This window comes from Bacillus sp. EU63 (assembly GCF_038592915.1).
Lineage (GTDB): Bacteria > Bacillota > Bacilli > Bacillales > Bacillaceae > Bacillus > Bacillus velezensis.
This window is the reverse complement of the sequence record NZ_CP151944.1, coordinates 1,728,899-1,753,175: the sequence shown is the minus strand read 5'-3', so window position 1 is coordinate 1,753,175 and position 24,277 is coordinate 1,728,899. Positions and strand designations below refer to the sequence as shown.

Sequence of the window (24,277 nt, the reverse complement as noted above, 5' to 3'; positions counted from 1 at the left end):
ACCGTTTTATCAGACAGCCTGTACCTTTTCATAAAGCTTTGCCGCCAATTCGCCGATGTTTGACACTCCCGTCAGCTCAACACGCGGGATCTGCAGTGATAATTCTTCAAGCATCATCGTGATAATTTCGGCGCGGTCCACTGAATCCGCCCCCAGATCAACTAACCGGTCTTCCTGTGAAAGCTGTTCGCCTTCTAAATCAGGCAAAACCTCGTAGATTGTGTTCTGCAGCAATTCAAAGATTTTTTCTTTACTCATTGTCAGTTCCTCCCTGTTTCATCTTTTATGAATATTCCATGTTTTCAATCTATCATTTCGTCTTGTCAACACGTTTGCAAAAATGAACCTAACTTCTGATTCAAAAGCGAGGCCGTCTCTTCCATAAGCCGCAGGCCGATATCATCGGCATGGCGGTTTTTCCAGGACTCCAGCTCCGTACCTTTCACCCATTGATTAAAGGCGCCTAATGCCGGGCCGCAATGAATCTGGAAGTCTACCTTGGCCTCCGGGTCTCCTTTAATCGCCGAAGCAGAACTTTGCCTGAAATACCATTTGAATATGAGCGCCATTTTCTGTTTCGGATTCCGTTCGGCTTTTGAAATGTCTTCATTCGAATAATGAGCCTTCACTTTGTCATAAATACTGCTTACACTTGCCTTAAAATACTTCTCTTCTATTTGTCTGAGTGTCTTTTCATCAATTTCTTCAATTGAGCGGTGACGCTGATACAGTTCATGCAGCTTAGAGGAGCGGGTCGGAAAGAACAGCCCTTTCTTTAATACCTGCACCTTGCTGCCTGATTCAAACATATCGCCGGCCGGCGCGTAGGCCGTATCCTGTACATTCATCTGCTGCAGGAGGTCTTTTACGAGGCCGCTCGTCGCTGCCTCAACGGTGCATTGGTTAATGGATCCGGTCACAATAAAATCAGCGCCGAGCATAAATGCGGCCATGGCAGCCTCGGGCGTTCCGATTCCCCCTGCGGCTCCGACGCGGACGGTTTTGCCGTATCGGTATTTTTTCATCATGTCATCTCGTAAACGGATGATCGCCGGCATGAGGCTGTAAGCAACTCCGCCGTCAGTGTGGCCGCCTGAATCAGCCTCTACGCAGATGTCATGCGCAACGGGTATTTCTCTCATCAGACTTGCTTCTTCAGCGGTAATTTTGTTTTCGGCTGCAAGTTTCTGAAGAATGTGATCAGGCGCCGGGCTGAGAAACGCTTCCGCTACTTCCGGACGGGACAGCTTGGCGATAATCCGCTGACGCGCTATTATTTGTCCGCCGGCATCGCGTTTTAACCCCTTAGCGCGAAACCTTACTAAAGCGGGAGTAACCGCTAAAAACGCTGATGCTTCCAAGTTCTGAACCCCATGCTTCAATAAAAGATCAATCATTTTTTCTTCTGAATCTGTATGCTTCATGTTATGTACAATATTTATGCCGAAGGAACCGCCGTCACGAAGCTCATGCTGAATTGACAAAATGGCGTCCTCGACGTGCGCGATGTTCAAACCGCCCGTTCCGAAAAAACCCATCATTCCTTTTTCGGCCAGTTTGACGACCATTTCCTTCGAAGAAATTCCGCGGTACATGCCGCCGGCCAAGTAGGCGTATTTCAATTGATAATCGCGCTTAAACTCTTCATTTCCTAAAGACGCCGCCGTAATTGAGCTTTTTCCAGCCTCAGCCGGGACTTTGATTTCATCTGTTATCGGCTCCGCTTCAGCCGTAATTCTTTGGATCAGCCCCGTCAGCACTTTTCCGGGACCGATTTCCTCAAAGCTCATGTTCTTTCTTCCCATTAAGAAACGGATGCTGTCTGTCCAGTTCACCGATCCCGTTATTTGTCCGGTGAGTGTCTCTTTCAGCTCTCTCTGCTCATAGGGTCTTGCCGTCACATTTGAAATGACCGGAATGGACAGCGGCTTAAAATGGAAAGATTCGATAAACCGTGAAAATTCCTCCTTCGCTTCCAGCATGTATCTGGAATGAAAGGCGCCGCTGACATTTAAGCGGTGAACCATTTTTACGCCGTTTACGGCTTCAAAAACGGATGCGGCTTTTTCAATATCTTCTTTATAGCCGGAAATGACAATTTGCTGCGGTGTATTCATGTTGGCGATATCAATCATATCCAAGTGATTTTCTCTTAAAACATCCGTCACCTGCTCATGAGTCAGGCCGATCACCGCTGCCATGCCGCCTCCTTTTGCGCGGCTCATCAGTTCGCCCCTTTTTTTGACCAGCTGTAAGCCTTCTTCAAAATCAAAGGCTCCCGAAGCGTATAACGCGTTATATTCGCCCAAACTGTGTCCGGCGGTAAAATCCGGTTTCAAGCCGGTTTCTTCTGTTTTTTTCAAATAACTGAGGGCATTGACGACATAGAGCGCCGGCTGAGTGAACTGAGTCTGATTGAGACGTTCTCCGTCCCGGCACAGCTCCTGAATGGAAAATCCGAGAATGTGATCGGCCTTTGCGGTTAATTCAGGATAGCGGCCGAACAGGTCCTCTCCCATCCCGATTTTTTGCGAGCCTTGGCCTGGAAAAACAAAGCTGATCATCTTACAGTCTCCTTCCGGGCGGTGATAAAATGCTGCCTTCTATTTGCTGCAAATGTGTTTGTTCTTTATGAAACGGCGTCATAATGGCACGAATGCGTTCAGCCGATCCCGCGGGAAGAATCTGTTTGGCAAATGCGGCCAATGTTCCGGAAGGCCCGGCATCGATATACAATCCTTTTTGGCGGCTGTCTGCGAATTGAAGCGCTTCGCGGAATCGAATCGGCTTTCTTACGATATCCCAGAAAAAGTCCGCTTGTATATCGGTCTCAGCCTCTCCTGTCGCACTGGAGATGTACGGTATAAACGGAGTCCGGATTGATTTCTGAGCTAAAAAGCGCTTGTACGGCTGTTCCGCCTGATCAACCAGCGCTGAGTGAAACCCGTAAGATACCGGCAATAGCTGATGAGGAATCTGCTTTTCTCTCAGATCGTCCATGATCCTTTTGATATGCTCCCGCTCTCCCGAGATGACAAAGTGAGAATGATAGTTTACAGATGCCAATTCACTATGTTCGCCGAGCAGCGGATCATCTTGATATAAAGCCGGATCACCCAGTATCGCAAGCATGCTGCCGTTACGGCAAGTTTCCGTAATGATTCGGGCCTGTTCCAGCACGCAATCTAAAGCATCCTCAGCGCTCAGCACACCCGACACAGCGGCCGCTGCATACTCTCCAAGGCTTGCTCCGATCACATAATCGGGACGTATGCCTCTTTGCTCCAAAGCATATGCAAGTGCGTACTCAGCCATAAAAATGGCAGGATGGCTGAAAAGAAGGCGGTCAAATGGATCAGACAGACGATTGCCTGTATGATAAACCTCTTTCAGGACAGAGTAACCGAAACGGCTGACTGCAAAATCGTCCAAGTCAAGCATTTTCTGCCGAAAAGCGGCGTTATGTGCAAACAGCTCTTTCCCCATTTGATAGTATTGGGAACCCTGTCCAGAAAACATGAAAACAATTGGCTGGTTCATTTGTTCTCCTTTTTGCTCTTTATTTTTTTAAAATATTGATTTGTAAGTTTTTCGTGATGTCGTGTGCAGGTGAAGTGGTCGTGATGTTGTATGGCTGGCACTATTGTGTGAGATAAGAATTTTGACTTACGTTCCGCTACATGGCGGGTGAAGCTTCAGTTTCTTTTTTGATGCGGTGAATAAGTCCTGTCAGCACATGGCCCGGGCCGACTTCTTCAAATTCCATCCGCCCTTTGTCCAGCAGATAGCGGATGCTGTCGTTCCATCGCACTGAGTGGTCGATCTGATCGGCCAGAACGGAGTGGATTCCGTCTTGCTCATAAGGTCTGGCATGCACATTAGAAATGACAGGAATTGATATAGCAGAAAAATGAAATGACTGTAAAAATTTTTCGAACTCTTGTTTTGCTTCGCTCATATATCTCGAGTGAAAAGCGCCGCTGACGTTTAACGGATGAAACATCGTAACGTCTTTTAATCCTTCGAATACGCTTTTGGCTCTTTCAATGTCTTCTTTGCGTCCGGATATGACAACTTGGTGAGGAGAATTCATATTGGCAATATCAATCGTATGTAATCCGTTCGTTTGAAGGGCGTCTGACACTTGAGCTGCAGTTAACCCCATAACGGCGGCCATTTTTCCGTCAGTGGCCATACTCATTAATTCGCCTCTTTTACGGACAAGCTGAAGGCCGGTAATAAAATCAAAAGCACCTGCTGCAAACAGCGCATTATATTCTCCCAAACTGTGGCCGGCCACATAATCCGGCTTTATGTCATTGTCTTGGATTTTTTTCAAATAGCTTAACGCGTTTACAACATATAAAGCGGGCTGGGTGAACTGAGTCTTATGAAGATTGGAATACGATTCTCAAGACAAAGCCGTTTCATGGAATATCCGAGTGTTTCATCAGCCTGCTCCGTTAAGTCTTTAAATTCATCAAACAATGAGCTCCCCATTCCCTGCTTTTGAGAACCTTGTCCGGGGAATAAGTATGTGATCATTTTCTCAGCCATCCTTTCTCGGATTCAGATAAGAAGCATGTTCAAGTTGATAGTAACTTCACAAAAATACCATGTCAAGTTAATTTATCCTATGCGAACTCCTGAATAATGCCTATTTTTCCCTGCCGGAAGTCGGGCTCAGGGCTTTCGGAACAGGCGTAAGCAGAATGTCCCATCCGGCCTGCCCGGCGTTCTCTTCCGCAAACTCCCGTTACTCAGCCATTCATCACCAGAAATCTAGTAATAACTACCATTCCATTTCAGAAGTTCCTTGCCTCAAAAGGAAAGCTAGTTAGATAGAACTAAATTACTCATTACTTAAAATGAAACAGCCCTTTTTGATTTTTTCTGTTGCGAAAATTCACGAAATGTTCTTTTTTTTCAATCTGAAAGTAAATATTGTTTTTCAAAAGACTCTCCATTTTTTGACCCGGCTTCTCCCCGAAGGAGTGCCCCGGATACACACGCACATGCGGCGGAATGGAGGCTTTGATCCTCTGTATACTGTGAAACATATCTTCAGCTGAGCTGCCCCTGTCCTCACATATACCGCACCCTTCTGTAAACACGGTGTCACCGGTAAAAAGATGATCAGATAGCAAATAGCACATTCCCCCGGCCGTATGTCCCGGGGTCAGTATACTTCTGATGATAAACCCTCCGGCCGCAAAGGTTTGGCCGTCTTCAAGCGCTATTAAGTTTCTGCACCGGAATTGATAGAAATCGATTTCCGCCGACGACATGTATATATCAGAATGATAGATTTGCTGAAGCGGCTCCGCCAAGTTTACATGGTCATAATGCGAATGTGTTAATAAAATAGCTGATAAATCAACATCCAATTCATGCAGTTTATCGGTTATTTTATCGATTTCCCAGGACGGGTCCACCGCTATCGCAGATTTTTTTGAGCGGTCTGCGATAATATAACAATAGTTGGACCACATCTGGTGATAAGTTTTGATTTGATGCACTTCATATGTATGATCCATTGTCACCATTCCCATTTAAAAGATCCGGGCAGACTGCTGCCGCCGCCCAGCCGACTGTAACCACTTTACCAGATGACACCACGTTTTTCCATGGATTTTCCGGTAAAGATAAAAAACTGTTCAAATCAACCAAAAGAACCAGCCTCCGGTTTTTAAAATTTGTTATCGTAATATATAAGGAAATAAGAATATTCATTTACATGAATACTTTAGGAGGTTTTATTCAGAAAATGAAGAATGGTATAATTTTCGAATAAAAAGAAAGAAAAACAAATCGAGTTTTTATTTCGGAGAGGATACTCAGTCTTTAAATGACTCTCAATCTTGATTCTTATTTCAATCCTTTTCTTCAAGATAACCTAAACCCATACGGCTTCCCCAAAATATATCAGAATACCTTAGCTCCTTACCCGAATTTCAATGTTATGCTTATGAGTTAGCATTAACGCACAATTCGAATTAGAAAAATACGACGTAATTCACACACAAGATGTTGTTTCTTCACTTTCTTGGAACAGCCGGAGCATTCTCCCCTGAGTAATCTTTTATGCTAGAGTAAAGCATCTTCTGGACCAAACGGCACGTACGCCGCTTGATGGAACTCTTATGTTTCCTCTTTAAACGGGACTATTGTTGGTGATTATCAAATTTAACCTGTGTTAAGCTTTAGACGGGAGGTAATTATGGAAAATAAAAGTAACGCTGAACCGAGCCCAAAAGCTATAAGAATTCTAACTTACATTATTCCTATAGTTTTAATAGGGCTTATCCTTGTTCTTAAGAATATTAATACCGCAGCAGCAGAAATTTCATTTTATATCGTTGCTGTCGGTGTGGTTCTCTTAGTGGTTTTCAGTTTGATCAAAAATAGAAAAAACCGCAGGAAGAACTAAATGTAAGGGGGGCTAATTACTAGTCCCCCTTGATTCTTGCACATTGTCCACTCACCAAATTCCAATTTTATTTAAATTCTTCCCCCATGTCTTCCCCTGTAATCCCCCCAATCATATTCTTTCTAAACTGCCCCCGCACTCAAGCCGTTAACCGCCAATTGTCTATCCTGAGATTTACCTGACGCAGTTATAGAGAACATAAAAAGCGACCTCCTTCGGAAGCCGCTCACAGCATCATCTATTTTTCGGGAGCATATAAATGCCTAATTCTTTATTCCAGATAAGATCACCCTTAAACGGCTTTTCTTTCGCCACCGCTCTCACACCCCCCGCCATATAAAAAGCGCCCTCCCATGCGGGAAAGCGTCTGCCTGTTTATTACCTAATAGCATATTACCTTATCTAAAACAAAATGGTGTGCCGTTATTGTGCCAAGATTGTGCCATTTTTTCGTTTGTTTATAATAACAATCCTTTCGCCGTTATCGGATTCTTCCATTCTAATTTTATTAGTCTTTATAAAAAACTTAATTAACTCTTTTGCATGTTTTTTTCCAAACATAACAGTTAAGTTCTCTAAGAAGTCAGCATATTTTATCGGTGTTTCTGGGGTATACCTTTCATATAATATAAAGTTGCCTCTCTTGATATCGCCACTGGGGAATTATCAAATTGATCCCTAAGTCTAATTCTTTCTTTCAACCTTGAGTTTTCTCGATTCAATTCATCAATGAGTTCCTTGAAATCAGCATCATTATTTCCTTTTTGTTGGATGTACTGCAATTTATCAATTGTCTCTTCTTTGAAGGAAGATACCGCAGACTCAATTAACGATTCCTTAGTTTTTTCAAAATCAGCAAGACTATTAATTGCATTTTCAATCATTTCCTGTGCTACTGTATTTGACTCTTTAAGTCTTTCGGCCGTCTCCTTTAACTCTATTATTGATTGTCTTTGGCCAGCTACATCTACTAGAGTCATAATGATTGCTATAACCGCTAAAATAATTGATGTCACTGTGGCAGCTACGTTCATTTGATCACCAGCTTCCGGATTTTTACCAAAAGCTAGTATCGCAATAAAACTAATGAGTAACGTAGAAACAATAATTAAATAATAAAGGTGAACCGTACTTACTTGTTTTTTCATTTAGTACCTCAATTCTTTTATGTATTTTTTAACAAATATATTATATTCCTTTTCCTTACTATTCACCATGATTTATCCACAATATCCACAAATTACCCATATGTTATATACTGTGCAACTGCCCGAAGTGCCGTCAGCCCTTGCCATCCGTGTTTTCAAACAATATCCCTAAAATGAATTCCACGTTTGCTTTTTGAAGGGAATCAATAAAAATATACAGAAAAAAAGACTCATCTTGTTTATGAGATGAGCCTGCTTATATTTTGGATTTCTTCCTGGCGTTGTTCATGGTATCGGTTAATTCCAATGTATCGAAGGGTTGTCCGCTGGTCAGAGTGGTTGAAAATCTCCTGCAGCATGTCAACGTCTTTTGCTTGCTTGTAAAAATGGTACCCGAATGTTTTCCTCAGCGTGTGCGTGCCTATATCATCCAAATTGACATACTCAGCAGCAGTCCTCAGCATCTTATAAGCCATCGACCCGGGAAATGGGCTTGTTGATCCCTTCGCGGCTTTTGAAAAGATATTCGTGATCTTCTTTCTCCTCAATATACGCCTTTAATTCTTTTTGAAGAGCCGGCGTCATGTCAATTCTCTTTTTCTTTTTGGTTTTCTTCTCTATAAGGTTGAAATACGGCCGCTTGGCGTCTCTTACTCTCAGCTCCAGTATATCTGATATGCGGAGACCTGAATTTATCCCGGTGACAAATAGCATGTAATTCCGTTCGCTCTGTTCTTTTAAGAACCGTTTGATATAGAAAATGCATTCCGGGTCCCTTATCGGCTGAACAAAATTCATTCCGGCGCGCCCCCGTCCTTATAGACTTCCACGCGAAGGGCAAAAGCCAGCCGGTAAAACGCTTTTGCTTTCGTTCAGATATCAAATTTGTAAGTGAACGACTCGGTCATACCGATGTGAAAATGACGGCTGATGTCTATATCCATATCACGCAGAACCACAATCAAAAAAGCATTAACCGGTTTGACGAATACCTAAACAGGCAAAATGTGGGCACGAGGGGTACATCCCACACAGAACCCTTCTACATCACACGCTTAAACATCTTCTCCATCTCATACGTACTGTGATGGATAATGATCGGCCGGCCGTGCGGGCATGTGAACGGGTCTGTCGTTCGGCGCAGGTCGTCCAAGAGCGCTTTGATTTCGTCGTTTCGCAAATGGCGGTTCGCTTTGATTGAGCCTTTGCAGCTCATCATAATGGCCGCTTCCTCCCGCAGTTTCTTAATATCGATCTGTTTGGCGTCAAGCACCTGCTGAATGATTTCTTCAATCAGTTCAGCTTCTTCCCCTTTTGGAAACCAGGCCGGATGGCAGCGGACGATGTAGCTGTTCGTGCCGAATGCTTCTAAAAATACTCCGACGCTTTCAAGCTCATGCTGATGCTGGTCAATGATCAGCGCTTCATTTGCCGCATAATGAAAGGTGAGCGGCACGATCATATCCTGCACTTCAGGCTCGACCTGCCCGACTTTTTCCCGGAAATATTCGTATTTAATCCGTTCTTGCGCCGCATGCTGGTCAATGATATACAAGCCGTTTTCGTTTTGGGCTAAAATATATGTCCCGTGCATTTGGCCGATCGGATACATCACCGGAACTCTTTCTTCCCGTATTTCTTCAGAGTCAGCCTCCTCTTCAGGCTTCGGAATATCGGAAACAGGCGCTTCCGTTACCGGCATGCCGAGCTCCGGAGGCACTCCGTGACCCGCTTCATCCGGCAGGGACTCTTCTTCTATGACCGGCTCAGGCTCTTTTACGACCGAACTCAGCTTCATCGGTGAGTAAGACGGCTCCGGCGTTTTTTCAGGAAGTTTCCGCTCAGGCGCGCTTTCCTCGAATGTCATAAATTGCTGTTCGTTTTTGGCCGGTGCCGGCGCTGTTTTTTTCGGGAGCTGGGCGCTCGGAATAAGCCGCTGCTTTTGAAACACTTCCTTTATCCCGTCACGGATCAGCTCATGCAGCTCCGTCTCTTTGCTGAGGCGGACTTCAAGCTTCGACGGATGGACATTGACATCGACCAAAATCGGGTCCATCGTAATTTCGATAAACGTAATCGGATGGCGGCCGATCGGCAGAAGTGTGTGATAGCCCTCATGCACCGCTTTTACAAGCGGGAAATTCTTAATGTATCTTCCGTTAATGACAGATGACATGTAGTTTCGGGATGCACGCGTGATTTCCGGAAGTGCAATGTAGCCCTTGACTTCAAAATCAAGCGAGCTGACATGGAGCGGTATCATTTTTTTCGCAACCGCCGTCCCGTAAATTGCGGCCAGCACATGGCGCACGTCCCCGTTACCGTTTGTCTGCAGCAGATTTTTCCCCTGATGGCGGAGACGGATCGATACTTCCGGATGCGCAAGAGCGATCCGGTTAACAACATCCGTAATATTGCCGAGCTCCGTATGCACGGTTTTCATATATTTCAATCTGGCGGGTGTATTGAAAAACAGGTTGGTAACGATAATCTCCGTTCCTTTTCTGCTGGAGGATTTCTGTTCAGAAATGATATTCCCGCCCTGAAGAATGAGATGGGTTCCAGCTCCCTCACCGATGCTCGTTTTGATTTCCAGATGAGAAACAGACGCGATACTTGGCAAAGCTTCTCCGCGAAAACCGAGTGTTCTCACCCGGAACAGGTCGTTTTCATCTTTGATTTTGCTGGTCGCGTGGCGGCGGAAAGCCCGCTTGCAATCATCGGTTTCCATCCCTTCGCCGTTATCGAGCACCCGAATCGACGAAAGCCCCGCTTCCTCTATGTCGATTTCAATGACTGTGCTGTTTGCGTCAATGGCGTTTTCCACCAATTCTTTAACGACTGAGGCAGGCCGTTCGACCACCTCGCCGGCCGCTATTTTATTTGAAAGTTCATCTGAGAGCTGGATGACTTTTGCCAAGTCCGTCACCTCTTTCTATTTTAATTTTTTTTGCAGCTTGTACATTTCGTTCATCGCTTCAAGCGGCGTCATATCGAGAATATTGATTGACTTAAAGGCTTCAAGCACTTGTTTTTCTTTATTAGAAACAGCCGGTGCCTTCTGTTCTTTTTCACCGTCAGCAAAAAAGGACAGCTGTGCCGGTTCTTCTCTGACGGCGGACTTTTTCTCAGATACCGCCGGAAGCTCCGGTTTATCTCCTGACTGCTCAAGCTGTTTTAAGATCTCCTGCGCGCGGCTGATCAGATCATCCGGGAGCTCGGCAAGCTGGGCGACATGAATGCCGTAACTTTTATCTGCGGCTCCTTCTTTGATTTGATGGAGAAACACGACCGTTCCGTTATATTCCTCTGCGCGCACATGAACGTTTTTCAGCTGAGGAAGCTTATCTTCAAGCACCGTCAGCTCATGATAATGCGTGCTGAACAGTGTTTTAGCGCCGATATGATCGTGAACATATTCAATAATCGCCTGTGCCAGCGCCATTCCGTCGTACGTTGATGTCCCGCGGCCGATTTCATCAAACAGGATCAGGCTGTCTTTTGTGGCGTTCACAATCGCGTTTTTCGCTTCCAGCATTTCCACCATAAAGGTGCTTTGTCCGGAAATCAAATCATCCGCTGCCCCGATTCTCGTGAAGATTTGATCAAAAATCGGCAGAACCGCTTCTTTTGCGGGCACAAAACAGCCGATCTGGGCCATGATCGATAGAAGTGCGATCTGTCTCATGTACGTGCTTTTACCTGACATATTCGGACCCGTAATCAGGAGCATTTCCCGCGAATCGCCCATCAGGCAGTTGTTCGGGACGTATTCTTGACTGTCCATCACCTTTTCAACGACGGGGTGTCTCCCTTCAATGACTTTTACTTCATTATCAGAAAAGACGGGCTTTGTGTAATGCCTGTTTTCACTGATCGTAGCAAAGCATTGCAGTGCGTCCAGCTCACTCATTTGTTTGGCAAGACGCTGCAAGCGCGGAATAAATTGTTTCACCTTTTCACGCAGTCCGGCAAAAAGCTCATATTCCAGCTCGCAGATGTTATTTTCCGCTTCTAAAATAAGCGCTTCTTTTTCCTTCAATTCCGGCGTAATGTACCGTTCGGCGTTTGTGAGGGTCTGCTTCCGCTCATACCGTCCGTCTTCAAGCAGATGAAGGTTTGCTTTTGTGACTTCAATATAATAGCCGAACACTTTATTGAAACCGACCTTTAATGAACGGATGCCCGTATAAGCGCGTTCCTGCTGCTCCAGTCTGGCAATCCAGTCTTTACCGTTTTTGCTGGCGTCACGGTACTCATCGAGCTTCTGATGATAGCCGTCTTTAATTAAGTTGCCTTCTTTTAACGATAACGGCGGGTTTTCATGAAGGGCTTCTTCTAACAGGTCAAGCAAATCTCCGCACGGATCAATCAAGCCGGCGCGTTCTTTTGCTTTTTTATGGTTAAGAGACCCTACAAGCTCTTTAATGCTCGGCACTTGTTTTAAAGATTCTTTCAGCTGGATTAAATCCCTTGCGTTGACGTTTCCGAATGCGACCCGGCCCGCCAGACGTTCTAAATCGTATACTTCCTTCAGGCGCTCGCGCAGATCTTCACGCTCAAACAGATGATTGATCAGCGTCTCGACCATTTCCTGGCGTTCTTCGATTTGGGATGCCCTGATCAGCGGACGGTCAATCCATTGTTTGAGAAGCCGGCCGCCCATCGCTGTTTTCGTCTCGTCTAAAAGCCAAAGCAATGACCCTTTTTTGCTTTTCGAACGGATCGTTTCCGTCAGCTCAAGATTCCGTTTTGAATACAGGTCAATTTTCATCGCTTCTTCCAATTCATATACTTGAACCGGCTGCAGATGATCCAGGCTCCGTTTTTGCGTTTTCTGCAAATACGTATATAAACGCATAAACGTCTCTGTCAGCTCTTCGCCCGGCAAGTGCTTTGCGATTTCAATGCGTTCTGTTATTTCCCCGTCTTCGATGGAAATCGTGGCGCCGCACCGTTCTTTCAGCTGAGCAGCTGTATGTTCGTTAAACTTGCTCGATACGACAATTTCCCTTGCGCCGACTGAGTAAATTTCTGACATGACATCCTCAATCCGCTCAATAAATACGGCCAGGTTTTCTCCGGTCGTTAAGTCCGATAAAGCGAGACCGTATCCGTCACGGAATTCGGAAACGGAAGCGATAAAGTTGTTTTCCGATTCATGAATGCCTTTTCCATCCATCACGGTTCCCGGTGTGATCAGCTGGACGACTTCTCTTTTTACAACGCCTTTAGCCGCCTTCGGATCTTCAGTCTGCTCACAGATCGCCACTTTATAGCCCTTTTTAATCAGCTGTTCAATATAAGCCGCCGCGGAATGATACGGCACGCCGCACATCGGAATTTTATCAGCCGAACCTCCGTCTCTGCTTGTCAGTGTAATTTCAAGCTCTTGTGACGCTTTTTTTGCATCTTCAAAAAACATTTCATAAAAGTCACCAAGCCGAAAAAATAAAAAGGCATCTTGGTGCTCTGCCTTTATCTTCAAGTATTGCTGTATCATAGGCGTGTAACTAGCCATCATTTAATCCCTCACTATGTATCTTCTCTTATCCGAATCCCATTATAACATAAACAAAAGAGTGATATCTTTATATATAAAAAAGAGACTTGGGGTGTTAAACTCCCCTAGCCTCAACTTATTCTTCAGGATCTCCGACTAAAAATTCAGGGTTAATGTCCTCTAATTCTTCATCAAGATCGTCTTCCCAATCATCATCATCGTCTTCTTCCCAGTCAGGATTGACTTCGACGACGACTTTCGTTTCACCGACCACTTCTGCTAAAAATTCTCTCTCTGCCTGAACCACGATTTTATTTCCGTTAGGAGAAATGGTGACTTCAAGACAATTCGGCTGCTGCAGCACTTTGGCAATGACTTCGTGTTCGTCATCTAAGTAATTTGTGTCTCTGTATCTGAGTTTAATCACATCGACATACTTTACTCTCTCGGTTACAACTTCCGTTTTTGTATTATCGGCGTAAGAGTACCAGACGTTTATATCATAATACCCTTCAATTTCTACAGTCTTCCCGATCTTTTCGGCATCGTACTTGTGGTTGATAATCCAGCCGCCCAATATACTTGACGGTTTTTCTCCAGGTGAGATCGTGTTGGTGCATTGGGTGAATTTTCTTCCTTTCGCAACTACCGCTTTCGTAATAATTTCCCTGTATTCAGACATTCCGGCAGGCCTCCTTGTTCTTCTTCGTGTTATCTTATGCTGGGCATTTGTCTCATGTGCATTTTTATAATAAAAATATAAAAATACAAAGTTTCTGTTTCATTGTATGCAGCCCTGCCCAGAAACTTTACTTTTAAGTATGATAAAACTTTCCAGTAAAATGGGACAAAACGGTGAGCCGATAAAAATTTAGTACATATTACAATTAGTTCTCAAACAGCAAAAAAACACGGGCCGATGAAGGCCCCGTGTTTAAATAGAACAGCTGTTATTCGAATGTTTTACTTTTGAACCGGTTTCTCCCGTCAGCAGGTTGCCTCCGGTAGATGTAATGATTTCGTTTGTCACCTGATTTGAGATCGTATGTGCGACAAGCTGAAGAAGGTCATTGACCTCAATCTGGGAATCTCTGAATTCCTGAATGATCGGAATCCCTTCAAGCTCTTCCTGCAGGGCGTCAATTTTACTTTCCACTTGTTTCAGCGCTTCAAGCTTTTCGTAGTGCTTCAGGTTAACGGCTTGCTTTTGCAGGGTTTTAATCTGATTAATAATCGCGGAGACTTTTTCATTTTCGTTAATCTGCGCCTCGGCGCGTTTGAAAAAATCAACTTCTTCTGTTTCAGAAATCATTTTCGCAAGGTTCCTAGCCTGCTGTACAATGTCTTTCTTAGAGTAAAGCGTCATTATTATTTCACCTCGATTGCTTCTCCTGCCATCACACCGTCAAGCGACCATGTTTTCGCCTGTTCGATTTTGACGCGTACAATCTTGCCGATGGCGTCTTTCGGCCCTTTGAAGTTGACGAGCTTGCTTTTTTCCGTATAGCCGGCAAGAATGTCAGGGTTATTTTTACTTTCTCCCTCAACTAATACTTCGACAGTCCTGCCTTCATATTCCTTCATTTTTTTGGCTGAAATTTCTTTCACCAAATCATTGAGGCGCTGAAGACGTTCTTTCTTGACCCTCATCGGAACATTATCTTTCATCTTCGCTGCCGGCGTGCCTTCACGAGGAGAGTAAATAAACGTATATGCGCTGTCAAATTCCACTTCGCGATATAACGAAAGCGTTTCTTCAAATTGTTCATCGGTTTCATTCGGAAAACCGACAATAATATCGGTCGTCAGTGAAGCGTTCGGCATCGCCGCTTTAATTTTTCCGACAAGCTCCAGATAGCGTTCTCTGTCATATTTGCGCGCCATCATTTTTAACATCGCTGAGCTTCCTGATTGAACCGGAAGATGGATATGGTCAAGAAGGTTGCCGCCTTTGGCGAGCACTTCGATCAGATGATCATCAAAGTCACGCGGATGACTCGTCGTGAATCGGATTCTCGGAATATCAATTTTACGCAGTTCGTCCATTAAATCACCGAGACCGTACGTCATATCCTCAAAATCTTTTCCGTACGCATTCACGTTTTGACCGAGCAGCGTGATTTCTTTATAGCCTTCGCTTGCAAGTCTTCTGACTTCCTGGATAATTTCCTCAGGACGGCGGCTTCGTTCTTTTCCGCGGGTATACGGTACGATGCAGTATGTGCAGAACTTGTCACAGCCGTACATAATGTTGACCCAGCCTTTAATTTTTCCGTTGCGGACTTTCGGAAGGTTCTCAATGACATCCCCTTCCTTCGACCACACTTCAATGACCATCTCTTTTGATAAATATGCCTCTGATAACAGTTCCGGCAGACGGTGAATGTTGTGCGTGCCGAAAATCATATCGACAAACGGGTGCTTCTTAAGGATGCGGTTTACGACTGATTCTTCCTGTGACATGCAGCCGCAGACGCCGAGAATCAAGTCCGGGTTATTTTTTTTGAGCGCCTTTAAATGGCCGAGCTCGCCGAACACTTTGTTTTCAGCGTTTTCCCGGATAGCGCAAGTGTTTAATAAAATAACGTTCGCGTCATCAACCGAATTTGTCGCTTCATAACCGAGCGCCATAAAAATACCCGCCATGACTTCCGTATCATGCTCGTTCATTTGGCATCCGTACGTGCGGATATAAAATTTCCTGCCTTCACCGAGGCCTTTAAATTCTTCTGAGATTTTAAAATCGTTATGATATTGAACGGATTCTTTGCCCCGTTTTTTCGCATCTTTTAAAGAAGGCGGAATATATACGGCTTCAAAATACTTGCTGTAATCCTTTTCGGATTTTTTGTCCGCCGGATTCACTTGTCCGCTTTCCTGCTTTTGCTTTTCATTCATGTTCGAATGTCTCCTTTCAACCGAAACTTCCACCCTCAAGTATACTGGTTAAAAGCGTTTGGCACAACCGCCAGCCTATTATTGTACACCTTATTGAGAATAAGAATCAATAAGAAATAAAAAAGAGGGAATCATTTCCCCCTTACACAAGCTGAAGCTCTTTTGCGGCTGAACGGATTACTTCCAGTGCCCGGTCAAGCTCCTCTTTTGTATGCTCCGCCGTAATAATGGTGCGGATTCTCGCTTTTCCTTGGGCGACCGTCGGATACACAATGCTTTGTGCAAAGACGCCGCGGGTCAATAAAAGGTCTGATAATGCCTGGGCTTTTTCTTCCTCCCCTATTAATATCGGCACGATCGGTGTTTCGCTTTTTGTGAGGGTCAGCCCCATTTGAACCAGTTTGTCTTTGAAATACGCCGTGTTCTCCCATAGCTTTTCCATATGCTCCGGCTCTTCCAGCAGGACGTCAATGGCTTCTATGCATGCGGCCGTTACCGCAGGCGGATGAGAAGTGCTGAATAAGAAAGGACGCCCTTTATGGCGCAGGTAATCGATCAGAACCTGCGACCCCGCGGCGTAACCGCCAAGCACTCCGATGGCTTTGCTTAATGTGCCCACCTGTATGTGGACTCTTCCGTCAAGCCCGAAGTGATTAACCGTTCCCCTTCCGTTTTTTCCGAGTACGCCGGAAGCATGCGCGTCGTCGACCATCACAAAGGCATCGTACGCCTCTGCAAGTTTGACGATGTCAGGCAAAGGAGCGATGTTGCCGTCCATTGAGAATACGCCGTCGGTGACGATCAGGCGCATGCGGTAATTCATTGATTTTTTCAGCACCCTTTCCAAATCGTCCATATCAACATGGCGGTACACCTTTTTATCTGCTTTTGTGAGCCTGATCCCGTCAATGATGGAAGCATGGTTCAGTTCGTCAGAGATCACGATATCCTCTTTTGTAAGAATGCTTGATAGGACGCCCTGATTCGTTGTGAACCCCGATTGAAAAACAAGTGCCGCTTCTGTTTTTTTAAAGTTTGCCAATTTTTTCTCCAGCTCATTGTGCATTGTGAATGTTCCGGCGATTGTCCGGACGGACCCCGTACCCGCTCCGAATTCTTCCGCGGCGCGTTTGGCCGCTTCGACAAGCCTTGGATGCGACGTCAAACCGAGATAATTGTTCGATGAAAGCTGTATCACGTTTTCCCCTTTGACTTCCACCGACGGACCCTGCTTCGTTTCAATTTGTTTCATTTGCTGCCACGTTTTATTTTCTTTCATTTTATCAAGCTCGGCTTTTAGAAATTCAAATTCTTTCATTATAGAACCCTCCCCTTATGGAATCAAAATGACTTTGCCGCACTGGCCCTTTCTCATCAGGTCAAACCCTTTTTCAAAGTCTTCAAGCGGAAACTGATGCGTGATCACCGGCGTCAGATCAACAAGGCCGGATTCAAGCAGGTGCGATACCTTCCGCCATGTTTCAAACATTTTTCTGCCTGTGATGCCTTGGACGGTAAGTCCTTTAAACACCACGTCATTTGTCAGGTCAACCGTCACCGGACGTTCCGGCAGACTCAGCATGTGGAACCTTCCCCCGTTGGCCGCCATCTTTAATCCTTGTGTTATGGCTGTCGGGTGGCCGGACATTTCACAGACAAGGTCGATTCCTTCTCCGCCTGTTAAGGTGTCGATCACCTCAAGCGGATCTTCCTCGTCAGCTGGAATGGTGATCGTGGCTCCCAATTTCTTCGCAAGAGCCAGCCTGTAATCATTTTTATCAATGGCCGCAATATGGGACGCACCGGCCGCTTTAGCCACCGCCACCGCCATCAGTCCGATCGGTCCGCAGCCGATAATTGCAGCGGAACCGCCCGCAAGCTGGCTGCTTTCCAGCACCGTATGCACCGCGTTGCCAAGCGGCTCTTGAACAGAAGCGACGGCGGGGTCCATATCAGCGGGATTTTTCCAAACATTTCGAGCCGGCACTTTGACATATTCAGCGAAGGAACCGGCTGTATCTACGCCGAGGATCTTTGTATGGGTGCACACATGATGTTTTCCTGTTAAACAAGGGACACAAGTACCGCAGACGAAGTGGGTTTCAGCCGAAACGTAGTCACCTATTTTGACATTTGTGACGTGTTTGCCCGTTTCCGCTACGATACCGCTGAATTCATGTCCGAATACTTGAGGTGTTTTGATTCGTTTCTGCGCCCATTGATCCCAATTATAAATATGCACATCTGTACCGCATATAGATGCGGCCTGTACTTTAATGAGAACTTCATTCTCATTAATGGAAGGTATGGGAATTTCTTTCAGAGTTGCTCCGAAAGCGATTTCATTTTTGACGATAGCTTTCATCTTTCCTCCCAACATGTACACTCCTCCTCGAAAAAACACTGTAATAACTGGATTGTAACACGAGATAAAAAGGAGGTAAATACCAGTGTCCACTCCAAGAAAACAACTGCTTCCGTCCGGAAAAATGGGCGGGATTTTTTTGAATATTATATGAATAAAGCCATTTATCATCTCTTCGTACTATCAATATAATATTGTGAGAAAATATGACAACAATAAAAACAACCCGCTCGCCTTACGCAAGCAGGTTGAGAATGTCGTGTTTTTGTTTTTAACGGGGTTCGACGATTAACTTAATCGCCGTTCTTTCTTCTCCGTCAATCTGTATATCTGTAAAAGCCGGAATACAAATCAAATCTACGCCGCTTGGCGCGACAAAGCCTCTGGCAATCGCAACCGCTTTAACAGCCTGGTTTAAGGCACCCGCCCCAATTGCTTGAATTTCGGCGGCTCCGCGTTCCCTCAATACACCGGCAAGCGCGCCTGCTACTGAATTTGGACTTGATTTTGCTGAAACTTTTAAGATTTCCATTTCTGCTCCCCCTTAGTTTTACAATGGATAAGTGAGTGTTCATTAGAACAATCATTATTAGATGTTGCTATCCAAAAAGCCATCCCCACAATGCTTTTCAAAAATAGCGGGCTACCTTCCATTTCTACTATATTCACTAAGAAGTTGCTATATTCCTGCTTTTCCTTTTAATATTTTTATAAAATAAACACATGATCACCTATTCAAAGAACATATGGTCATCATTGATTAATATCCGTTCGATATTTACGGCCTTTTTCGTTTGATCGTCGATGTCAATGAGCACTCCGCTCAGCGTAGTTTTACCTTCCGCCACCGTAAACCGGACGGGAAGATTGGTTTTAAACCGCTTGATGACCGTTTCTCTGTCCATACCGAGAATTCCGTCGTACGGACCCGTCATGCCTACATCAGTAATATATGCCGTTCCTTTCGGTAAAATGCGGTTATCTGCCGTTTGCACGTGTGTATGGGTGCCTACCACGGCAGAGGCTCTTCCGTCTGTGTACCAGCCGATCGCAATTTTTTCGCTTGTCGCTTCGGCGTGAAAATCAATAAAAATGTACGGCGTGCGCTTTTTCGCTTCTTCTATTAATTCATCCGCTTTAGCAAACGGATCATCAAGCGGCGGAAGAAACGTCCGCCCCTGTAAATTAATGACGGCAAGCTCTTTTCCGTTCGATTTAATATAGGTAATGCCTTTGCCCGGTGTACCTTCCGGGAAGTTCGCCGGGCGGACAAGATGCGGCACATCATCAATAAAGTCGAAGATCTCTCTTTTATCCCACGTATGGTTTCCCATTGTAATGGCATCGGCTCCCGCTTCCATCAGGCTGTGGTAGATCTTTTCTGTCAGTCCTTTTCCGTGTGCTGCATTTTCTCCGTTAATAATTGTAAAATGCGGTTTATGTTTCGCTTTCAGTTTCGGGACATATTCTTTTACCATGTCGCGGCCCGGGGAACCGACAACATCTCCGATAAATAAAATTCTCATACATTCCATTCCTTCCTTTTCAGGGACTCAAAAAAATAAAGTGATGCGCTAAGCATCACTTTATTTTGCATACTCTACGGCTCGAGTTTCTCTGATTACGGTCACTTTAATGTGGCCCGGATAATCAAGCTCGTCCTCAATTCGTTTACGGATATCACGTGCCAAACGATGGGCTTCTAAATCATTAATGGAGTCCGGCTTCACCATGATGCGAACTTCACGGCCGGCCTGAATCGCAAATGATTTTTCAACACCTTCGTAAGACTCGGAGATTTCTTCAAGCTTTTCAAGTCTGCGGATATAGTTTTCGAGCGTTTCACTTCTCGCGCCCGGTCTTGCGGCTGACAGTGCATCAGCGGTAGCGACCAGAACGGCGATAATGGAAGTCGGCTCTTCGTCTCCGTGGTGTGACGCAATACTGTTAATGACGACTGGATGCTCTTTATATTTGGTCGCAAGCTCCACTCCGATTTCCACGTGGCTTCCTTCCACTTCATGGTCAATTGCTTTTCCGATATCATGCAGAAGACCGGCCCGCTTGGCAAGCTTTGCATCTTCTCCAAGCTCGGAAGCCATTAAACCGGCTAAAAACGCAACTTCCATAGAATGTTTCAGTACGTTCTGCCCGTAGCTTGTACGGAATTTCAACCGGCCGAGGATCTTGATCAGATCCGGGTGGAGTCCGTGAACGCCAACTTCAAACGTCGTCTGCTCACCCATTTCCCGGATATAGTCATCAACCTCACGGCGGGATTTTTCAACCATTTCTTCAATGCGCGCCGGGTGAATACGGCCATCCTGAACGAGTTTATCAAGAGCGATTCTTGCCGTCTCCCGTCTGATCGGATCAAATCCGGAAAGAATGACTGCTTCAGGTGTGTCATCAATAATCAGGTCAATACCTGTAAGCGTTTCAAGCGTACGAATGTTACGCCCTTCACGGCCGATGATACGTCCTTTCATCTCATCATTCGGAAGATTGACGACCGATACCGTCGTTTCGGCAACATGATCTGCTGCACAGCGCTGCAAAGCAAGCGACAGAATGTTTTTCGCCTTTTTATCTGCCTCTTCTTTCGCACGGTTTTCGGTTTCTTTTGTCATGATGGCGATGTCATGTGAAAGCTCATTTTCAACCCGGTCAAGAATGATTTGTTTCGCTTCATCCCGTGTCAGGCTCGAAATGCGTTCGAGTTCTGACTGCTGCATACGAATCATCTCATCCACTTTGCTTTCCATCTCTTCAATATGTTGTTGTCGTTCATTCAGAGAATGATCTTTCTTCTCCAACATCGCTTCCCGTTTATCAATTCCTTCATGTTTACGGTCAAGATTTTCTTCTTTTTGAAGTAAACGGTTTTCTTGTTTTTGAAGCTCATTTCGTCTTTCACGAACTTCCTGTTCAGCATCTATTCGAAGTGTATGGATTTCGTCCTTTGCTTCAAGCAGAGCTTCTTTTTTCAGTGCTTCAGCATCACGCTTTGCATCTTCAAGGATTTGCTCGGCAGCACCGCGTGCGCCCGCAATCTTTGCTTCGGCAATGGTTTTACGAACATAGTAGCCAACAACTAAACCGAGCAGAGTCAGCAAAATGGAGATGAGAACCGTCATTGGGGTCATACTTTCACCTCCTCTTGCTATGAACTTGGTTTTTGCTTAAATAAGTGCCGGCATGTACATTGTTTGATTTTCTCAACATACAGAACCTTCACAGGGAATGAGTCTCTCATGCCCTTGTCAAGTTTAAATGGTTTAACAATCATGTTAAAAAAACAAATGTTACAACTTCATTGTAATTGTGTCGGAAATACTTGTCAAGCTTGCCAGCTTAACGATTCGCCTTCAGCTCGGAATCTTCGCCATGTATATATCATACCATACCTAGATCCGCTTTTCGTGAATGACGGCTCTGTCAGTCCGCCTGGTTAAGCAATTGATAAATTCTATTGTTTACCTGTCCCAATTTGGCGTTATTCTGAATGTTTGACAGTAATATGACATATTTGCTTGCCGAATGGCTGAAGCTGTTCAAAATGTTGTAACCGGGCATAACACCGTGATTGGAATAGCTTCCCGGATCAATGTAAAACCCCATGCCGTAAGCGGCACTGCTTCCTGCTGTAAACATTTTTGTGAAGCTTGCTTTTGAAAGGAGCGTGTTGTTTACGATCGCTTTATCAAATTTATAGAGATCTTCAGCGCTCATATACATGTCGCCTGCCCCGTACAGCTGCGATAAGTCCAAAAGGTGCGGCGTTACAAGACTGCCGCTCTCATCGACTTTGTAGCCGACGGCAGGATATTTGGCTTTGGCAAATGTTTTGTAAAATCCGGCATGCTTCATTCCGGCCGGTTTGAACACGTGTTCTTTTATATATTGTTCATAAGGCTCCCCGCTGACCTGAGATACGATATAAGCAAGCACTGAATAGTTGGAATCCCTGTAATCCCAAACCCCGGGCTGCCGTTTAATTCCGCGGTTTTCTATATCCTTGATTAAATCAATTGGAGAAATCGGTCCCTGACCCTCAATATGCCCGTTTATGCCGGACGTATGATTGAGCAGGTTTTTCAATGTAATGCGCGTGCCGTTAGGAAAATTCGGCAAGTATGTACTGACGGGGTCACTCGTCTGCAGCAGCCCTTTTTCTTCAAGCTGCAGGACAGCCGTCGCGATTAACGCTTTTTGTGAAGAACCGATATAATATGATGTCTCCGGATTGTTTTTAATTTTTTGTTTTCGGTCCGCATAGCCAAAGCCTTTTTTCAGCACAACCTTTCCATCTTTTACGATCATTGCTGTGCCGCTGAACCCGATCTGTTGCAAGTAATTGCTGATCTGTTTATTGTGATCGATTGATTTAGGTGTTTTCTCTTTTTGCGTCTTTTCTTTTTTCTGTTGAGTCTGGTCTTTTGAAGTATCAGATTGAGCGGCGGGAGCGCTTTTAACGGATTCCTTCTCCCGGTGATGCGCTGTGACGGTCCAGATCATAATAAAAACAGTGACAAGCAGCAGAAAAAGAAACAGCCCTCCCGTTTTCATCAGCTTCTTCTTTCTTTTTTTATTTATTCTTGTGCGGCGGGGGCTCGTCATCTTTTTTCCTCCTCAGATATAATTTCAACTTTCGCCATGATGTTAGACGAGTGAAGGGTGAAAAAAGTTGTAACATTCCAGATAAAATTTTCCGAAACAGCCAGTGTTTTTTGAAACACACAAAAAAAAGAGCGGAAATTGCTTATTCCGCTCTTTTGATCGTGTTTTTATTCTTCTAATTCCATCTCTTCCTGAACTTCTTCCGCTTTGTCCGTTACACCGTTATTGTCCAAACCGTAATATTCACGGATTTGCTCCTGAATCATCAGCATGATGTCTTTATTTTCTTTTAAGAACTGCTTGGCGTTTTCACGGCCCTGGCCGAGGCGTTCTTCTTCATAAGAATACCATGAACCGCTTTTTTGGACGATATCCAGTTCAGTTCCAAGGTCGATGATTTCCCCTTCTTTGGAGATTCCTTCACCGTACATAATGTCCACTTCAGCCGTACGGAACGGAGGAGCGACTTTGTTTTTTACGACTTTAATTCTCGTTTTATTCCCCATGACGTCGTTGCCCTGCTTTAATTGCTCGGCACGGCGCACTTCAAGGCGCACGGAAGAATAGAATTTCAGCGCGCGGCCCCCCGGTGTCGTCTCCGGATTTCCGAACATAACGCCGACTTTTTCACGAATCTGGTTAATAAAGATTGCGATTGTTTTAGATTTATTGATGGCGCCGGAAAGCTTACGGAGCGCCTGAGACATGAGACGCGCCTGTAAACCGACGTGTGAATCACCCATGTCACCTTCAATTTCAGCTTTTGGAACAAGCGCCGCAACAGAGTCAACGACTACGATATCAACAGCTCCGCTTCGCACCAGCGCTTCAGCAATCTCTAGCGCCTGCTCTCCCGTATCCGGCTGAGAAAGCAGAAGCTCTTCGATATTGACACCGAGCTTTTGCGCGTAAACAGGATCAAGAGCATGCTCAGCATCAATAAATGCTGCCTGTCCGCCTTTTTCCTGAACCTCAGCGATTGCGTGAAGCGCTACAGTCGTTTTACCTGAGCTTTCAGGTCCGTATACTTCAATAATCCGTCCGCGCGGGTATCCGCCTATTCCGAGAGCGGTATCAAGTGCAAGGGAACCGCTTGGCACCGTTGAAATTCTTGTATCTGTTTTTTCTCCGAGCTTCATGATGGAACCTTTGCCGAATTGTTTTTCTATTTGCTTAAGAGCCATATCTAAGGCTGCCTGACGATCACTCATTTATTTTTTCCTCCTTTATCTTGCCACTACATATACTATACCTTGTTTACTGGCATTTGCCAAGAAAAAAGCGAACGCATATTCGGATTTTTTCCGCGTTCG

At 45.1% G+C, this 24,277-nt stretch carries 18 protein-coding genes and 2 pseudogenes; 1 reads left to right on the top strand and 19 read right to left on the bottom strand.

Annotation, left to right across the window (positions count from 1 at the left end; all coding sequences use genetic code 11):
• Nucleotides 1–9: 9 nt before the first annotated feature.
• From NYE38_RS08805 to NYE38_RS08785, 5 genes and pseudogenes are all read right to left on the bottom strand, one after another.
• Nucleotides 10–258 carry an acyl carrier protein gene (locus tag NYE38_RS08805; protein WP_014417817.1) on the bottom strand — a complete coding sequence of 83 codons (249 nt, stop codon included), beginning with the start codon at nucleotides 256–258 and terminating at the stop codon, nucleotides 10–12.
• 65 nt (nucleotides 259–323) lie between these two features.
• On the bottom strand, nucleotides 324–2,564 hold the full coding sequence (gene fabD, locus NYE38_RS08800; RefSeq protein ID WP_025649443.1) for an ACP S-malonyltransferase: 2,241 nt from the start codon (nucleotides 2,562–2,564) through the stop codon (nucleotides 324–326).
• Nucleotide 2,565: 1 nt separating this feature from the next.
• The gene (locus NYE38_RS08795) at nucleotides 2,566–3,540 is read right to left on the bottom strand and encodes an acyltransferase domain-containing protein (protein WP_063636647.1); all 975 of its coding nucleotides are present in this window, start codon (nucleotides 3,538–3,540) and stop codon (nucleotides 2,566–2,568) included.
• Between the two features lie 136 nt (nucleotides 3,541–3,676).
• A pseudogene (gene fabD / locus NYE38_RS08790) lies at nucleotides 3,677–4,545 on the bottom strand (ACP S-malonyltransferase).
• A gap of 314 nt (nucleotides 4,546–4,859) precedes the next feature.
• Nucleotides 4,860–5,537: an MBL fold metallo-hydrolase gene (locus tag NYE38_RS08785; RefSeq protein ID WP_003154103.1), complete on the bottom strand. Its 678-nt coding sequence runs from the start codon at nucleotides 5,535–5,537 to the stop codon at nucleotides 4,860–4,862.
• Between the two features lie 683 nt (nucleotides 5,538–6,220).
• On the opposite strand from NYE38_RS08785, the gene NYE38_RS08780 reads away from it, so the two are divergent.
• Complete coding sequence (locus NYE38_RS08780; RefSeq protein ID WP_017417806.1) at nucleotides 6,221–6,430, top strand: hypothetical protein; 210 nt, start codon at nucleotides 6,221–6,223, stop codon at nucleotides 6,428–6,430.
• Nucleotides 6,431–7,023: 593 nt separating this feature from the next.
• Here NYE38_RS08780 and NYE38_RS08775 read toward each other — a convergent pair.
• The 14 genes and pseudogenes from NYE38_RS08775 to recA all read right to left on the bottom strand — a co-directional run bounded on the left by NYE38_RS08775 (nucleotide 7,024) and on the right by recA (nucleotide 24,175).
• A complete protein-coding gene (locus NYE38_RS08775) occupies nucleotides 7,024–7,578 on the bottom strand; it encodes a hypothetical protein (protein WP_017417803.1) in 555 nt (184 codons plus the stop codon).
• Between the two features lie 256 nt (nucleotides 7,579–7,834).
• Nucleotides 7,835–8,376 (bottom strand): annotated as a pseudogene (locus NYE38_RS08770) (tyrosine-type recombinase/integrase).
• Between the two features lie 244 nt (nucleotides 8,377–8,620).
• Complete coding sequence (gene mutL, locus NYE38_RS08765; protein ID WP_017417802.1) at nucleotides 8,621–10,498, bottom strand: DNA mismatch repair endonuclease MutL; 1,878 nt, start codon at nucleotides 10,496–10,498, stop codon at nucleotides 8,621–8,623.
• A 15-nt stretch (nucleotides 10,499–10,513) separates the two neighbouring features.
• Entirely contained in the window at nucleotides 10,514–13,099 is a 2,586-nt protein-coding gene (gene mutS / locus NYE38_RS08760; RefSeq protein ID WP_031303980.1) for a DNA mismatch repair protein MutS, read from the bottom strand.
• Between the two features lie 118 nt (nucleotides 13,100–13,217).
• Entirely contained in the window at nucleotides 13,218–13,763 is a 546-nt protein-coding gene (gene cotE / locus NYE38_RS08755) for an outer spore coat protein CotE (RefSeq protein ID WP_003154111.1), read from the bottom strand.
• Between the two features lie 252 nt (nucleotides 13,764–14,015).
• Nucleotides 14,016–14,447 (bottom strand): RicAFT regulatory complex protein RicA family protein, encoded by a 432-nt coding sequence (locus NYE38_RS08750; RefSeq protein WP_003154113.1) that lies wholly within the window; start codon nucleotides 14,445–14,447, stop codon nucleotides 14,016–14,018.
• A gap of 2 nt (nucleotides 14,448–14,449) precedes the next feature.
• Nucleotides 14,450–15,979: a tRNA (N6-isopentenyl adenosine(37)-C2)-methylthiotransferase MiaB gene (gene miaB / locus NYE38_RS08745; RefSeq protein WP_003154116.1), complete on the bottom strand. Its 1,530-nt coding sequence runs from the start codon at nucleotides 15,977–15,979 to the stop codon at nucleotides 14,450–14,452.
• Nucleotides 15,980–16,121: 142 nt separating this feature from the next.
• A complete protein-coding gene (locus NYE38_RS08740) occupies nucleotides 16,122–17,300 on the bottom strand; it encodes a glycine C-acetyltransferase (RefSeq protein WP_029325912.1) in 1,179 nt (392 codons plus the stop codon).
• A gap of 12 nt (nucleotides 17,301–17,312) precedes the next feature.
• Nucleotides 17,313–18,359, bottom strand: a complete 1,047-nt coding sequence (gene tdh, locus NYE38_RS08735; protein WP_263611963.1) for an L-threonine 3-dehydrogenase — start codon at nucleotides 18,357–18,359, stop codon at nucleotides 17,313–17,315.
• Between the two features lie 256 nt (nucleotides 18,360–18,615).
• Complete coding sequence (gene spoVS, locus NYE38_RS08730) at nucleotides 18,616–18,876, bottom strand: stage V sporulation protein SpoVS (RefSeq protein ID WP_003154135.1); 261 nt, start codon at nucleotides 18,874–18,876, stop codon at nucleotides 18,616–18,618.
• A gap of 199 nt (nucleotides 18,877–19,075) precedes the next feature.
• Entirely contained in the window at nucleotides 19,076–19,870 is a 795-nt protein-coding gene (locus NYE38_RS08725; protein ID WP_003154137.1) for a TIGR00282 family metallophosphoesterase, read from the bottom strand.
• A 60-nt stretch (nucleotides 19,871–19,930) separates the two neighbouring features.
• A complete protein-coding gene (gene rny, locus NYE38_RS08720; RefSeq protein ID WP_252052825.1) occupies nucleotides 19,931–21,490 on the bottom strand; it encodes a ribonuclease Y in 1,560 nt (519 codons plus the stop codon).
• A gap of 292 nt (nucleotides 21,491–21,782) precedes the next feature.
• Nucleotides 21,783–22,964 carry a serine hydrolase domain-containing protein gene (locus tag NYE38_RS08715; protein WP_017417799.1) on the bottom strand — a complete coding sequence of 394 codons (1,182 nt, stop codon included), beginning with the start codon at nucleotides 22,962–22,964 and terminating at the stop codon, nucleotides 21,783–21,785.
• A gap of 167 nt (nucleotides 22,965–23,131) precedes the next feature.
• On the bottom strand, nucleotides 23,132–24,175 hold the full coding sequence (recA, locus tag NYE38_RS08710; RefSeq protein ID WP_003154145.1) for a recombinase RecA: 1,044 nt from the start codon (nucleotides 24,173–24,175) through the stop codon (nucleotides 23,132–23,134).
• Nucleotides 24,176–24,277: the final 102 nt, after the last annotated feature.

Bases quoted from the DNA above. Each gene is read 5' to 3' on its own strand.
- NYE38_RS08805 (WP_014417817.1), bottom strand. From the start codon at position 258: ATGAGTAAAGAAAAAATCTTTGAATTGCTGCAGAACACAATCTACGAG.
- fabD (WP_025649443.1), bottom strand. From the start codon at position 2,564: ATGATCAGCTTTGTTTTTCCAGGCCAAGGCTCGCAAAAAATCGGGATG.
- NYE38_RS08795 (WP_063636647.1), bottom strand. From the start codon at position 3,540: ATGAACCAGCCAATTGTTTTCATGTTTTCTGGACAGGGTTCCCAATAC.
- NYE38_RS08785 (WP_003154103.1), bottom strand. From the start codon at position 5,537: ATGGATCATACATATGAAGTGCATCAAATCAAAACTTATCACCAGATG.
- NYE38_RS08780 (WP_017417806.1), top strand. From the start codon at position 6,221: ATGGAAAATAAAAGTAACGCTGAACCGAGCCCAAAAGCTATAAGAATT.
- NYE38_RS08775 (WP_017417803.1), bottom strand. From the start codon at position 7,578: ATGAAAAAACAAGTAAGTACGGTTCACCTTTATTATTTAATTATTGTT.
- mutS (WP_031303980.1), bottom strand. From the start codon at position 13,099: ATGGCTAGTTACACGCCTATGATACAGCAATACTTGAAGATAAAGGCA.
- cotE (WP_003154111.1), bottom strand. From the start codon at position 13,763: ATGTCTGAATACAGGGAAATTATTACGAAAGCGGTAGTTGCGAAAGGA.
- NYE38_RS08750 (WP_003154113.1), bottom strand. From the start codon at position 14,447: ATGACGCTTTACTCTAAGAAAGACATTGTACAGCAGGCTAGGAACCTT.
- miaB (WP_003154116.1), bottom strand. From the start codon at position 15,979: ATGAATGAAAAGCAAAAGCAGGAAAGCGGACAAGTGAATCCGGCGGAC.
- tdh (WP_263611963.1), bottom strand. From the start codon at position 18,359: ATGTTGGGAGGAAAGATGAAAGCTATCGTCAAAAATGAAATCGCTTTC.
- spoVS (WP_003154135.1), bottom strand. From the start codon at position 18,876: ATGGAAATCTTAAAAGTTTCAGCAAAATCAAGTCCAAATTCAGTAGCA.
- NYE38_RS08725 (WP_003154137.1), bottom strand. From the start codon at position 19,870: ATGAGAATTTTATTTATCGGAGATGTTGTCGGTTCCCCGGGCCGCGAC.
- rny (WP_252052825.1), bottom strand. From the start codon at position 21,490: ATGACCCCAATGACGGTTCTCATCTCCATTTTGCTGACTCTGCTCGGT.
- NYE38_RS08715 (WP_017417799.1), bottom strand. From the start codon at position 22,964: ATGACGAGCCCCCGCCGCACAAGAATAAATAAAAAAAGAAAGAAGAAG.
- recA (WP_003154145.1), bottom strand. From the start codon at position 24,175: ATGAGTGATCGTCAGGCAGCCTTAGATATGGCTCTTAAGCAAATAGAA.